This is a genomic window from Acinetobacter sp. CAU_H_56 (assembly GCF_058599425.1).
The window spans coordinates 794,077-807,772 of sequence record NZ_CM178654.1 but is presented as its reverse complement, the minus strand read 5'-3'; the positions used below and the strand labels follow the sequence as shown (position 1 = coordinate 807,772).

17 protein-coding genes are annotated in these 13,696 nt (G+C 43.9%); 10 read left to right on the top strand and 7 right to left on the bottom strand.

All coding sequences use genetic code 11. From position 1 onward, the window contains the following. Positions 1-27 precede the first annotated feature (27 nt). Positions 28-513, bottom strand: coding sequence for a DUF1289 domain-containing protein (locus tag AC4MCC_RS03985; protein ID WP_491885706.1), 486 nt, complete (start codon positions 511-513; stop codon positions 28-30). Positions 514-516: 3 nt separating this feature from the next. Next, positions 517-645 (bottom strand): hypothetical protein, encoded by a 129-nt coding sequence (locus AC4MCC_RS03980; protein ID WP_257218376.1) that lies wholly within the window; start codon positions 643-645, stop codon positions 517-519. 56 nt (positions 646-701) lie between these two features. Between AC4MCC_RS03980 and trhO the strand changes: the two genes are divergently transcribed. The 4 genes from trhO (at position 702) to AC4MCC_RS03960 (ending at position 3,283) form a co-directional block, all read left to right on the top strand. Then, positions 702-1,634: an oxygen-dependent tRNA uridine(34) hydroxylase TrhO gene (gene trhO, locus AC4MCC_RS03975; protein WP_004784858.1), complete on the top strand. Its 933-nt coding sequence runs from the start codon at positions 702-704 to the stop codon at positions 1,632-1,634. Between the two features lie 206 nt (positions 1,635-1,840). Continuing rightward, a complete protein-coding gene (locus AC4MCC_RS03970) occupies positions 1,841-2,119 on the top strand; it encodes an FUSC family protein (protein ID WP_159123452.1) in 279 nt (92 codons plus the stop codon). Between the two features lie 88 nt (positions 2,120-2,207). Then, complete coding sequence (locus tag AC4MCC_RS03965; protein ID WP_491885705.1) at positions 2,208-2,825, top strand: DedA family protein; 618 nt, start codon at positions 2,208-2,210, stop codon at positions 2,823-2,825. Between the two features lie 29 nt (positions 2,826-2,854). After that, positions 2,855-3,283, top strand: coding sequence for an ABZJ_00895 family protein (locus AC4MCC_RS03960; RefSeq protein WP_491885704.1), 429 nt, complete (start codon positions 2,855-2,857; stop codon positions 3,281-3,283). Between the two features lie 87 nt (positions 3,284-3,370). On the opposite strand, the gene AC4MCC_RS03955 is transcribed toward AC4MCC_RS03960, so the two are convergent. Together AC4MCC_RS03955 and AC4MCC_RS03950 are read right to left on the bottom strand one after the other, a co-directional pair. After that, positions 3,371-3,895, bottom strand: a complete 525-nt coding sequence (locus AC4MCC_RS03955; protein WP_004784868.1) for a YecA/YgfB family protein — start codon at positions 3,893-3,895, stop codon at positions 3,371-3,373. A gap of 71 nt (positions 3,896-3,966) precedes the next feature. Further along, entirely contained in the window at positions 3,967-4,173 is a 207-nt protein-coding gene (locus tag AC4MCC_RS03950; protein WP_004784869.1) for a PA3496 family putative envelope integrity protein, read from the bottom strand. A 373-nt stretch (positions 4,174-4,546) separates the two neighbouring features. On the opposite strand from AC4MCC_RS03950, the gene rpoD reads away from it, so the two are divergent. The 6 genes from rpoD to AC4MCC_RS03920 all read left to right on the top strand — a co-directional run bounded on the left by rpoD (position 4,547) and on the right by AC4MCC_RS03920 (position 11,097). Further along, complete coding sequence (rpoD, locus tag AC4MCC_RS03945) at positions 4,547-6,433, top strand: RNA polymerase sigma factor RpoD (protein WP_419365781.1); 1,887 nt, start codon at positions 4,547-4,549, stop codon at positions 6,431-6,433. A 107-nt stretch (positions 6,434-6,540) separates the two neighbouring features. Continuing rightward, on the top strand, positions 6,541-6,828 hold the full coding sequence (locus tag AC4MCC_RS03940; RefSeq protein WP_491885703.1) for a YbeD family protein: 288 nt from the start codon (positions 6,541-6,543) through the stop codon (positions 6,826-6,828). A gap of 162 nt (positions 6,829-6,990) precedes the next feature. Further along, complete coding sequence (lipB, locus tag AC4MCC_RS03935; RefSeq protein WP_491876599.1) at positions 6,991-7,650, top strand: lipoyl(octanoyl) transferase LipB; 660 nt, start codon at positions 6,991-6,993, stop codon at positions 7,648-7,650. A gap of 74 nt (positions 7,651-7,724) precedes the next feature. Beyond that, a complete protein-coding gene (locus AC4MCC_RS03930; protein ID WP_005236882.1) occupies positions 7,725-8,258 on the top strand; it encodes a hypothetical protein in 534 nt (177 codons plus the stop codon). A gap of 1 nt (position 8,259) precedes the next feature. Further along, a complete protein-coding gene (locus tag AC4MCC_RS03925; RefSeq protein WP_034170151.1) occupies positions 8,260-9,444 on the top strand; it encodes an iron-containing alcohol dehydrogenase in 1,185 nt (394 codons plus the stop codon). A 264-nt stretch (positions 9,445-9,708) separates the two neighbouring features. Beyond that, positions 9,709-11,097, top strand: a complete 1,389-nt coding sequence (locus AC4MCC_RS03920) for an APC family permease (RefSeq protein ID WP_004784881.1) — start codon at positions 9,709-9,711, stop codon at positions 11,095-11,097. Positions 11,098-11,166: 69 nt separating this feature from the next. Here the strand turns inward: AC4MCC_RS03920 and AC4MCC_RS03915 are convergent, their stop codons facing one another. The 3 genes from AC4MCC_RS03915 to cysG all read right to left on the bottom strand — a co-directional run bounded on the left by AC4MCC_RS03915 (position 11,167) and on the right by cysG (position 13,623). Continuing rightward, positions 11,167-11,556 (bottom strand): hypothetical protein, encoded by a 390-nt coding sequence (locus AC4MCC_RS03915; protein WP_491885845.1) that lies wholly within the window; start codon positions 11,554-11,556, stop codon positions 11,167-11,169. Between the two features lie 182 nt (positions 11,557-11,738). Further along, positions 11,739-12,215, bottom strand: coding sequence for a tRNA (cytidine(34)-2'-O)-methyltransferase (locus tag AC4MCC_RS03910; protein WP_491876598.1), 477 nt, complete (start codon positions 12,213-12,215; stop codon positions 11,739-11,741). Between the two features lie 34 nt (positions 12,216-12,249). Next, entirely contained in the window at positions 12,250-13,623 is a 1,374-nt protein-coding gene (gene cysG / locus AC4MCC_RS03905) for a siroheme synthase CysG (protein ID WP_419364514.1), read from the bottom strand. Positions 13,624-13,696 lie beyond the last annotated feature (73 nt).

The window sequence follows — 13,696 nt, the reverse complement described above, 5'->3', positions numbered from 1 at the left end:
TCATGATTTTTTAATAAAAAAGAGGACTTAGTCCTCTTCCTGCATATGAATCAGGTGCTGGCTGATCCCATCTGCCCGTAAAAAAGCCAGGTCATAACTGGCTTTGGCGAGTGCCAGTACCCGACGCTCGAATTCATCCCAAAGCGGACGCACCTGTTTGTAATGAATACCTAAACCGCTTTCATCAGTAAAATGACGGTTCTTTTCACAGAGTTTTAAGGCATGGTAAAGCTTACGACCTTTAGTCGCATCTTCACGCAGACGCACCCGTTTAGACAGGACAAATGTTTCCACTTTGGCCAGATTTGCCATCGGCAGCATCGGGACTAAAATCTGATCTAGCTGTGCATCCAGCCGCTGCCAGACTGCAATATGCTGATCTGCGTTATAACTATTCCAGTGAATCACTTCATGATTAAAACGGCGGCAACCACGACAGACCGCATCACCAAATACGGTTGAGCAACGCCCTGCGCAAGGGGTCAAAGATGCAATACGACGATCCGAACTCAAAACTTACTCCAACTGTGCTGCAACTTCCAGCATCTGCATCATTGCATCAAAATCCTGGGTCGGCATGACTATACACGCTCTCCCTATCGATTTGAAGTCCGTTAAAACCCGGCCTTTTACTCGCTTATTCATTCAAATCACGTTAAAATATGCGCCTTTCAAATTATCATGCTACGTTGGAGTATTCCATGAACGCTACTGTAGAACAGCTTGCACCTGTAGAACAGCAAGCGACGACTGGTTGGGTTGTTGCCGCACTTTATCAATTCAAAGAAGTTCAAGATCCTGAGGGTCTGCAACAACGTCTTTTAGACTTGGTAAAAACCATCAACCTTTGCGGTACTCTAATTGTGGCAGGTGAAGGCATTAACGGTACCGTTGCGGGTAACCGTGAAGCCATCGACAAAGTACACCAGTTCCTGCTTGATGAAGGCTTCAACGAAATGGAATACAAAGAGTCGCATAGCTCTGACAAGCCATTCCGTAAAATGAAGATCAAACTGAAAAAAGAGATTGTGACTTTAGGTGTGCCGGTTAAGCCACGTGATCTGGTTGGCCATTATCTTGATCCTAAAGAATGGAATGAGCTGATTGCACGTGATGACGTGATTCTGGTTGATACCCGTAATGATTACGAGTACAAAGCCGGTACCTTCAAAGGCGCAATCGATCCGAAAACTGAAACTTTCCGTGAATTCCCTGAATACGTGAAAAAGAATCTGGAACAACACAAGGACAAGAAAATTGCCATGTTCTGTACCGGTGGTATTCGCTGTGAAAAATCAACTTCTTTATTGCTTCAGGAAGGCTTTAAAGAGGTGTATCACCTGAAAGGCGGTATTCTGAAATACTTGGAAGAAACCCCAGCTGAAGAAAGTCTGTGGGAAGGTGAATGTTTCGTATTTGATGGCCGTACTGCGGTTACACATGGTGTGGAAGAAGGTCAAAATACCAAATGTCATGCGTGCGGCTGGCCATTAACCCCTGAAGAGGCAGCGCTGCCAAGTTATGAACACGGTGTATCTTGTGTGTACTGCATCGATAAAACCACCGAGAAACAAAAAGAAGGTTTCCGTATGCGTCAATCGCAAATTCTGGCTGCAAAACGTAAACGTCTCTAATTCCAGTTTTGTAACTAAAAATATCTAAGCCCTCTTCGGAGGGCTTTTTGTTTACATAAGCATTACATCTGCAATAAAAAACTTACCAATCCCTTACCAAGAACAGCATATTTTTACAGCTAAGCTTGATAGTCTTTATATCACATTACTTTGTTACCATAAGTCTTTCATTATTAATTAATTTTTTAAATGAAAAGGAAAACAAAATGGCCAATTCACTTGCTCGGGACCCCGATAATATTGTTAGATTCCAACCTAAAGAAAATACAAAACTGGAACGTATTACCCAACTGACAGATGAGCTAGAAGCAGAATCACATCTGTTCATTGTGATCTTGGGAACTATCATTGGTGCCATTCTTGCCCTGTTTATCGGCTACCATATTGAGGCTACAGCAGCACACTATTTACTGCTCAGTGCTCTGCCAGTTTGCTTGGCTTACAGCTTACGTAAAGTTTATATTTATACCTTAACCCATAGTTAATCCGCAGTTGGCCATTTATATAACTTAACTTTACCCTCTTAAAAATACTGCTTAGGATACAAGCAGTATTTTTTATTTTGCCAATTTTATGAATCTGACTGAATGGATTATTTCTGTCATGGAACAGCTGGGCTACTGGGGCATTGCCCTACTCATGTTTCTTGACAATGTCTTTCCCCCGATCCCCTCTGAAATTATCATGCCTTCTGCCGGCTATTCCGCGTCCCAAGGAGAATTAGTGCTGGTCGGAGTCATTATTGCAGGCAGTATCGGTTCGTTATTGGCAGCGGCATTGCTCTATTGGATTGGCTACAAATTTAACCACGACAGTATTTTCAGATTTGTAGACAAATACGGAAAATTCCTGTTTATCAAATCTGAAGATGTCAAAAAATCTTTAGAATGGTTCGAGCAGTATGGACACCGGATTGTATTCTTTGGCCGGATGGTTCCGGCAGTACGTTCCCTCATCAGTATCCCGGCCGGCATGAGTCATATGCCTTTCTGGAAATTCATGTTCTATAGCGGACTGGGTACTATTATCTGGACCACGTTCCTGGCCTGTGTCGGTTTTTATTTTGGTGAAAATCAGGAATTGATGCACAAAATCTTCAGTCAGGTCAGTTATGTGATTATTGCGATTGTCGTGATCATCGTGGGCTGGGTTTTATACCGTAGACATCAACGTAAAAATCGTCCATCCTGAAGAGACCTCAGCATAAGGAGGCTAAAACGATGTCGCATTATCTTAAATATTTTGCCACCGTTTATCTGACTCTGGTCTTAATAGTCGGCATACTCATCTATGTGTTCAATCTGGGCGCCATTCTGCTGCTTCCTGCCCTGATTGCCTCCGCCTTTCTCAGCGCCCGATACTTTGTGAAAAAAGAACTCCGACTACCCACCCAAGAAGAGAAAAGCAGGTTGGTCTGGGGTTCCACGATTATTGCCATGACCTTCGGATTTATCTTTTTGTTTATAGTGATCTGGCTGCATCCACAGATGGAGGAAATCTATAGAAGGATGGCTTATACAGGACGCGGGCCAAATTCGTTTCTGGTGGCTGCAAGTATTGCCTTACATGCCTTGCTGTTCCATATCACCTATAATGGCTATGCGCGTTATAGCTTGAGCAAGCGTATGGGTGCCGATCATAAACCTTAGACTAGGTAATTAACTAGTCCAAACGTTGTACAAAACACCTGAGCTAAAAAAAGCACCTGACGGTGCTTTTTCATGGCGGGGCATGACTTATTCTGGTGTGTGGTACATCAGATATAATTCATTCAAGTTTTCTGGAATCTCTTCTGCAAGCTCATCCATTAACTGACCATTGCGACGGAAAGATTCCATTTGCGGATCTTCTTCATCGATGCCACTGAATACCATAATTGGCAGCGTTAAATCGACCAACTGTTCTTCAAATTCTTCTGTAAACCAGGCTTCTTCGTTCAGGAACATGGCATCTACAAAGCCCACGCTCCAGTCACCTAGACTTGATTCGGTATCTGCTTCTTCAATTTCAAATGGGAAAGTGATCCCTTCTTCATTGGCCAAGCTTTGACGGATTGACTCTAACCATGCTTTAACCTGATTGATGATTTCTGCAGGCACTTTTTTCTGGTTGCCTTCAAAAAGTTCATCCATCCATTTGTCAAATTGCGGGCCTACTGCGATAGCACATAAGAAACCATGAGTTGCCGCAAAATCCAGACCATACTCATTTTGGTCGCCATCCAGATATTCACTCAACAGGTCTAAATCTAAAGCACTCATTTAACATCCAAACTTAGAAAACCGAAAGGATTAGCATAGCATTTATTCAGGCTATGCTAAATCTGAATTCGTTAATCTTCGTCGTCAAAGTCGTCATCATCGTCGAAGTCATAATCAAAATCTTTGAGTTCGCGTTCCAGGCGGCGTTGCGAGAGCAGATCATCAATCAGACGACGTTTTTCCAACGACTCTTTCGCACTTAGCTTACTCGATGCCTCATCGAAATTAACATCATCATCACCGTAGCTATCATCTAGTTCAAAATCTGTCGAAGACACTAAAACTACCTCGTAGTGAAAAATGTAAATGGGTCTAGGCGCTATTTATCTTGCCTTTAAAAACTTGTCAAGTTTTATTTATATATTTTGTATGTTTATACTAATTAGCTCTTGTTTTTCTACAGCATAATTGTGTATTTATTAGCTGGTTAGATAGTGAACGCTTTTTATCCCATGGATGAAGGACGTTTCTAAAATTAGATTGGGAAATACACTTGAAAAGATAAACTTAGACCCAATATCGATATTCAATTGTTATTCAAACATATTTATAAAATCATGCTTGACTGATCAATTCCAAAACTATTTCAGGTGAATTGTGCTATCATGCACGGTTTTTCACTGCCACAGATTCAACGAAGAGTAAGCAAAGATGAGCGATATGACTTCCCCTACTTCTCAAGTAGCGGCTCTGATTAGCCGAGGCAAAGAACAAGGTTACTTAACCTTCGCTGAGGTTAACGATCATCTCCCGGACTCCATCACAGAAAGCGAACAGATTGAAGACATCATTCAAATGCTGAATGATGTGGGTATTCCTGTCCATGATCGTGCGCCTGAATCTGATGATGCAATGTTCGAGGATACTGCAGAAGCTGCTGATGAAGTTGCAGAAGAAGAAGCTGCGGCTGTACTTGCATCTGTAGAAAACGAACCAGGTCGTACGACTGACCCTGTACGTATGTACATGCGTGAAATGGGTACCGTTGAACTTTTAACGCGTGAAGGCGAAATTAGCATTGCAAAACGCATTGAAGAAGGTATCCGAGACGTTCTTCACTCTATTGCTTACTGGCCGAATGCTGTAGAAGTTGTACTACAAGAATACAAAGATTATGAAGCTGGCGAACGCCGCCTTGCTGACATTCTGTCAGGTTATTTAGACCCTGAATCAGATGAAGAAATTCCAGAAGTCCAGGAAGAAGTCGCTGAAATCGAAGAAGACGAAGAAGCAACGACCAAGTCAACCAAAGATGTAAAACTGGATGATGACGAGGAAGATGAAGAGTCTGATAGCGATGACGATTCTGAAGGTGACTCAGGCCCAGATCCAGAAATTGCCAAAGTTCGTTTTGCCGAACTTTCAGATGCTTGGAAAAATACCAAAGCGGTATTGGAAAAACACGGCCGTAACAGCAAAGAAGCAGAAGAAGCACTTCAAGCGCTTGCAACTGTGTTCATGATGTTCAAGTTCACGCCGCGTCTGTTCGATATCATTTCTGAAATGATTCGTGGTACACATGACCAGATCCGTGGTGCAGAACGTGAAGTGATGCGTTATGCAGTCCGTCGTGGCCGTATGGACCGTACCCAGTTCCGTACTACTTTCCCGGGCCAGGAATCGAATCCAGCCTGGTTAGATGAGCAGATTGCGAAAGCACCTGCCGATCAGAAAGCTTATCTGGAAAAAGTACGTCCTGACGTATTGGCCTTCCAGCAAAAAATTGCAGATATCGAAAAAGATCTTGATCTTAAAGTTCGTGACATCAAAGACATTGCCAAACGTATGGCAGTCGGTGAAGCGAAAGCACGTCGTGCCAAGAAAGAGATGGTTGAAGCAAACTTACGTCTGGTGATTTCGATTGCGAAAAAATACACCAACCGTGGTCTGCAGTTCCTGGATCTGATTCAGGAAGGTAACATCGGTCTGATGAAAGCCGTAGACAAGTTTGAATACCGTCGTGGTTACAAGTTCTCGACTTATGCAACCTGGTGGATTCGTCAGGCAATTACCCGTTCAATCGCGGATCAGGCACGTACCATTCGTATTCCAGTACACATGATTGAAACGATTAACAAGATCAACCGTGTATCTCGTCAATTGCTTCAGGAAATGGGCCGTGAACCGACTCCGGAAGAACTGGGCGAACGTCTGGAAATGGACGAAGTGAAGGTTCGTAAAGTACTGAAAATCGCCAAAGAACCGATTTCGATGGAAACACCAATCGGTGATGATGAAGATTCGCATTTGGGTGACTTCATTGAAGACAGCAACATCACCTCTCCTGTTGATGCTGCAACTTCAGAAGGCCTGAAAGAAGCGACTCGCGAAGTACTGGAAAACCTGACTGAGCGTGAAGCGAAAGTCCTGAAAATGCGTTTCGGTATCGACATGCCAACGGATCATACTTTGGAAGAAGTCGGTAAACAGTTCGATGTAACCCGCGAACGTATCCGTCAGATTGAAGCGAAAGCACTGCGTAAGTTACGTCACCCTTCCCGTTCTGAGCACCTGCGTTCATTCCTGGAAAATGACTAAGATTTGATACAATTTTGGAGACTTGAAATTTCATCTCTCGTCTCCATTTTGTATTGCAATACACCCAAACGCCTGCGCTATGCAGGCGTTTCGAATAGGGGGACTACATGTTAGACCGTACACCATCTCGTGAACTTCGCGAAGATCTTTGGGTTTTTCCAATGGATTACCCAATCAAACTCATTGGCCTTGCAGGTGAAGAACTGCTGAATGCAGTCGTTGAGATTTTTACCAAACATTTCCCTGACTTTGATGGTGATAGCGTAAGTGTCACTCCATCTCGTACTGGTAAATATCATTCGATCACTGCTCAGCTACGTTTCCTTGAACTGGAACAGGTGCATGCCTTATATGCTGATCTTGCAGCTTGCCCACTGATCAAGACTGCACTTTAAGTTATTCTGCTCCAACCTTGGCAAATTAAAAGACACGCTTTCGGGCGTGTTTTTTTATATGTGTGACTAGCTCACCAACAATTACTACGAATCCATCCCCTATCACTGCTGAAATCATTATAATTATTTGCAGTATGATTTAATTTTCTAAGGACACACACTGTGACAGCTGCGGTTCAAAAACCCTCCCTAATTATCCGTCAATATAATGACTTGACTCCCTACGAAGACCGTTTTTTGGAAATGAAAAGCTTCACGGAAAACCGTGATGAAAATACGCCTGATGAGTTATGGATTTTGCAGCACCATGATGTACTGACCCAAGGTCAGGCCGGTAAACCCGAACATATTCTGATTCCAACCGATATTCCCGTGATTCAAACCGACCGTGGTGGTCAAGTTACTTGGCATGGACCAGGTCAGCTCGTCGCATACTTTATGTTTGACCTGAATCGTCTGGGCTGGAATGTCCGTACACTGGTGTCTTATGCTGAAAACCTGATGATTGAATTACTTAAAAAGCATGAAATTGAAGCTTATGCCAAACCCGATGCTCCGGGCGTCTATGTGAATGAGCGTAAAATTGGTTCTCTCGGCTTCAAAATCCGTAAAGGCCGTAGCTATCATGGCCTGTCTTTAAATATTGATTGTGACCTGACTGGTTTCCATACCATTAATCCGTGCGGCTATGCAGGCCTAGAAATGGTTCGAATTAATGACCTCGTCAGCAATCCGCCAAAGTTTAATGACTTGTGTGTTGAAATTATTGAAACTTTAAGCAGCAGCGGTTACTTTAATCAAGTGAACATCGAGCAAAGATAAAGCCTTTGCATTTTAATAACAAATAAATTAGAGTAATTACTCTAAACCAATAATATCAAGATAGGGATCATCACGTGATTGCGACAAAATCCGTAAAACCCGCTTTGCAGCTTGCCTATGTCAAACTGATGATGGATATCATTGGCCGTGGCCTGGTCATGGCAAGTCAGGTAGACCCAGAAATCAAACAGGAAGTTGCCCAGTTTCCCGCCAATTTTAGGCTTTCAATGAATGTTTTTCCGCATGGCCCGGCCTTCGTTGCCCGGGTCACGGAACAGCATCAACTGGAACTGGTCAAAGACAGCAGCATCAAGCCAGACCTGACCATTACCTTTAAGCATCTGCATCATGCCTTTCTGGTGTTTTCCTTTCAGGAAAGCACGTCTCAGGCCTTTGCCAATGACCGCATGATTGCCGATGGTGATATTTCCTATGCGATCCGTCTGGTACGTTGCCTGAACAAAATGGAAGCGCTGATCTTGCCGAAAATGGTGGCGCAACTGGCAGTAAAAGAATACCCGAATAATCTGGGACTCAAAGATAAAATCATGGAAGCGAGCAGCATCTACTTAAAAGTCGCTCAATCTTATTTGAAACGGAGTGTATAACATGGCAAAACCTTATTATGAATTTTTCTGTCCAGTCAAAGTGATTGCTGGTCATGCCGCGTTAGAACACATTCCTTTTGAACTGGCCACTTTAGGTGCCAAACGTCCACTGATCATTACTGATAAAGGGGTACGTGCCAATAACCTGCTGGCGCCGATTGAAGCTGCTTTTGAATCGACCGATGCCAAAATTGCAGCGATTTTTGATGATGTACCGCCAGATTCTAGTCTAGGTACAGTGCGCAGCGCAGCACAGCTTTATCGTGATCATGATTGCGATGCCATTATTGCCGTGGGTGGTGGCTCAGTCATTGATACTTCAAAAGCGACCAATATTCTGGTCTCTGAAGGTGGTGACGACTTACTCAAATATTCTGGTGCGCATAACCTGCCTAAACCGTTGAAGCCATTTTTCGTAATTCCTACGACTTCAGGAACTGGTTCTGAAGTGACGATGGTTGCTGTGGTATCGGATACTGAAAAGAATGTGAAAATGCCATTCGCATCTTATTACCTGATGCCGCATGCTGCGATTCTGGATCCACGTATGACCCAAACCCTGCCACCGCATCTGACTGCCATGACAGCCATGGATGCGATGACACATGCTGTAGAAGCTTATACCTGTATGGCAGCCAATCCAATTTCCGATGCCTATGCCACAGCTGCAGTGAAAAAAGTCAGTGCCAACCTGTTTAACGTACTCGACAACCCAACTGATGCGCAAGGTCGACTGGAGCTGGCTCAGGCCTCTACCATGGCCGGAATTGCCTTCTCCAATTCAATGGTAGGTCTGGTGCACTCCCTTGGACATGCTCTAGGTGCAGTCGCGCATTTGCCGCATGGCCTATGTATGAATCTGTTCCTGCCTTATGTGCTGGAATATAACAAGGAAGTGAATGGCGACAAGATTGCCGAGCTGCTGCTGCCATTGGCAGGTGCGGATATCTATGCACAAACGCCAGCACACCTACGTGCAGACAAGACCATTGCTACGATTTTAACCATGCGTGACCGGATCTATAGTCTGACCAAATTACCGCGTACATTAAGTGAAACAGGTAAGATTTCTGAAGCACAGCTGGATGAAGTTGCTGAAAAAGCATTAAATGATGGTTCCATCATTTACAACCCGAAAGAAGCCAGTTTGGAAGATTTGAAATCTATCTTAAAAAAGGCTTGGTAATTACTGAAAAATAAGCCAATATAGCGAAAAATTTAAGCCTGATGTTTTTTTAGACATCGGGCTTTTATCTTGCAGGAAATCGCCATTTTTTGCTTCGAATGGCACATTTCGTGCAGGCCTAAATTCAAAAAATAGCTAGTAAAAGCCGTAATTTTAAAGTAGATTGGCGCGCTTTTATAGAAAATTGTAGGGGGGATCGTTCGTCTCAAACGATCCTTATTAAATATGACTGATCCTTGATCAACGATTAAGAGGATAACGCCGTTGACAAATTTCTCTGGGACTCAATCGGCAGCTAAACTGCAAAAAACGCTAGGGCTCTGGCACATCATTATTATTGGTTTAGCTTACATTCAACCAATGACCTTATTTGATACTTTTGGTTTGGTATCTGAAGAAAGTCATTTGCATGTTCCTACTTCTTACATCATTGCCCTGATTGCAATTTTGTTTACATCGATCAGCTATGGTCACATGATTCGCCGCTACCCTTCTTCGGGTTCGGCCTATACCTATGCCCAAAAATCGATTCACCCGAATATTGGCTTCATGGTGGGCTGGTCTTCCTGGCTGGATTATCTGTTATCACCAATGGTGAACATCATCCTGGCGGTGATCTATCTTGAAGCACTGTTTCCTGATGTGAATCATTGGGTCTGGGTGATCGTGCTGACTGCCTTTATGACCGGGGTAAACCTGCGTGGTGCACGCTTCGTGGCGAACTTTAACAGTTTGATCGTACTGGTACAGTTACTGGTGATCGGTATCTTTACCTGGATGGTCTTTACCAAACTGCAGGCCGGTTTCAATGCTGATGGTCCGATTACAGCTGAACAGCGTTACCAGCTTTGGAGTCTTGAACCGTTCTGGAATGAACTGACTTCAGTCGGTGCCCTGATTACTGGTGCGACCTTACTGTGCTTCTCATTCACTGGTTTTGACTCTTTAAGTTCCCTGGCAGAAGAAACCAAAGATACTGAAAACACCTTGCCTAAAGCGATTTTCTTGACTGCTTTAATCGCTGGTGTAATTTTCATTATCAGCACTTACTTCATGCAGTTGTACTTTCCGTCTACACCGGGTTCTTACTTCAAGAATATTGCTGAAACTCAGCCAGAAATCCTGCTTCTTGTCGGCGGCTCATTGTTCCAGTCTTATGTGCTGACTTTTGCAATCATTACCGTAATGGCATCTGGTATCTCTGCTCACGCAGGTGTATCACGTTTGATGTATGTCATGGGTCGTGATGGCGTGATTAACAAGAAAATCTTTGGTCATATCAGTCCGAAAAGCTATACGCCAAATTACAACATTCTGATTGTAGGTGCAGTGGCCTTAACTGCTGGCTTCATGGATCTAGATATTGTCATTTCAATGATCAGCTTTGGCGCCTTGACTGCGTTTACATTCGTGAACCTGTCAGTAATTTCACGTTATGCACTGCGTGATGGTCGTACTAAAACTGCGAAAGATATTTTCAGCTTTGTGGTCATCCCGATGCTTGGTTTTATCAGTATCTTTGCGATGTGGCTGGAAATTGAAGAAACTGCACTAAAATACGGTTTATGGTGGGCGATGTTCGGTATTTTGTACCTGGGTTATAAAACCAAGGGCTTTAAGCACCCTGCTCCACAACATAACGAGTTTGAATAATCGATATTGTTCATACCTAAAAAAGGCGCGTTATGCGCCTTTTTTATTTTCTTGGATAATGGACTGGGCTTATTGTAGGCGACAATCAAAGCCCATCTGGGTATTTACCCGGTTATTCTGAAAGCCCAGTTTTTCAATAAACAGATCACGATTGGATAATAGTTTCTGATCTTCCGGACTGAGTCGAGCCTTGTTTTTTACCGCCATTTGATACATTTCATTCACCACGCCCTGAAAAATATCACAAACTTCCTGACGTTTGGCTGGTTTCATCTGACGTCCACGCCAGGTCCACTCGAAATCATCACGGCTGAGGGTTTTGCCCCATTGCTCAATGCGGCTATTTAAGCGCTGTTGCATTGCTGCCAGCCCATGGCGGATTTCTTCCTGAGTAATGGGCTGAACTGTATCTTGTGATGATACTGATTGCTGTGGCGCTTCTTGAGCCTGTGTCATCATGCTGGCCAGCAATAACGTACTACATCCTGTTAAAATCCATCCTTTTTTCACATTTTGTTCCTTTTTTCTACATTCTCAAGAGTTTATCTACAAGATTACCTGAAAGGCCAAATATGTACCTGCATCTGTTACATAAAATAAAAAGCTGCCCATAGGCAGCTTTTTAAATCGGCACGATGAACTTAAAGCGGTTTAAAACCCTGTTGACGCCATGCTTCATAGACAATCACAGCAGTCGCATTAGACAAGTTCAAGCTGCGTGAATTCTCTGCCATTGGCAGACGAATCCAGTGCTCTTTTGGAAACATCATACGTACATGCTCTGGCAAGCCACGAGTTTCAGGCCCCATCAACAAGGCTACAGAACGATTTAGATCTGAGGTATGCGGGGTTTCAAAACCTTTGGTAGTCAGCGGATAAACCGCATCCACACCTACGCCCTTAGTAGCCAGATCGACTAGACAGTCTTCAATATTTTCCCAAATCTGCATATTGGCATATTCGTGATAATCGAGACCGGCACGTCTTAGTTTTTTATCATCCAGTTCAAAGCCAAGCGGCTTGACCAAATGTAACTGTGCTCCCGTATTTGCGCATAGGCGAATAATATTACCTGTATTGGCAGGAATTTCAGGTTCATATAAAACAACATGGATCACAGCTTTTCTCTACTTTTGGGAGTTCAGTGGCCGTTTAGGACCACTTCAATTTTTCACGTAAACGCACCACTTCACCAATAATGGTCAAGGTTGGTGCCTGAATATGGTGCTCATTCACTTTCGATGCAATATCTTGGAGCGTTCCCACCACCACTTTTTGCTCTGGTGTGGTGCCTTTTGAGACCAAGGCCACTGGCATATCTGGACGCTGACCATGCTCTATCAATTGTGCACAGATTTTTTCCAGTCCAACCAGTCCCATATATAGTACTAGGGTCTGGTTTTCATAGACCAGTTCATTCCAAGGCAGCTCTGGTGAACCCTCTTTTAAATGGCCTGTCAGGAAACGCACGCTTTGCGCATAATCACGGTGAGTTAATGGAATACCAGCATAGGCTGAGCAGCCAGACGCAGCAGTAATACCTGGAACAACCTGGAAAGCTACGCCAGCAGCAAACAGCTCTTCAATCTCTTCACCGCCACGACCAAAGATAAACGGATCACCGCCTTTTAGACGACAAACGCGCTTGCCTTCGCTGGCATATTTCACCAGTAAGGCATTAATCCCTTCTTGCGGCACCGCATGATTGGACCTCGCCTTACCGACATAGATCTTTTCTGCATCACGGCGACAGAGATCCATAATCGGTGCAGAGACCAGACGGTCATAAATCACCACATCGGCCTGCTGCATCAAACGTAAAGCTTTTAGCGTTAATAACTCTGGATCACCCGGTCCGGCACCGACCAGATAAACTTCACCTTTTGGCTTTTGCCATTCATTCAAGGCTTGTTCAATCAGACGGTCAGCTTCAGCCAGATTGTCATTAAATACCTGTTCTTTCAAAGGGCTGGCGTACAAGTCTTCCCAAAAGATACGGCGCTCATCCGGATTACTGATTTTCTCTTTCACTTCGGCACGCCATTTCCCGGAAAATGCAGCCAGTGCGCCCATGCCATGTGGAATAGTCGCTTCTAGCTGGGTGCGGATCTGACGGGACAATACTGGTGAAGTACCGTTACTCGCGACTGAAATAATCAGTGGTGAGCGGTCGATAATTGCTGGAACCATGAAACGACAATGTGGTGGATCATCAACACTGTTGACCAGCACATTTTCAGCTTCACAGTCTTCAAACACCTGACGGTTGACTCCAGCATCATTGGTCGCTGCAATCACCAGACGGTAGGAACGTAGAGGAATTTCAGAATTGAAAGGTGCCTGAACATATTGACCGGCGGTCGCTTGAACAATCTCAAGCAGACTCGCTTCGATCTCAGGTGCAACCACCGAAATGACTGCCCCTGCTTTCTGTAGCAATACCGCTTTACGGTATGCAATATGTCCACCACCGACAATCAGACAAGGTTGCTGTTGCAACTTTAACGAGATTGGAAAGATATCCACAAAATGCCTCAAAAAGTTTTAAATCTGACTGTCTAAGCAATTTTCATGCACATTTTGGTGCATACACCGACAT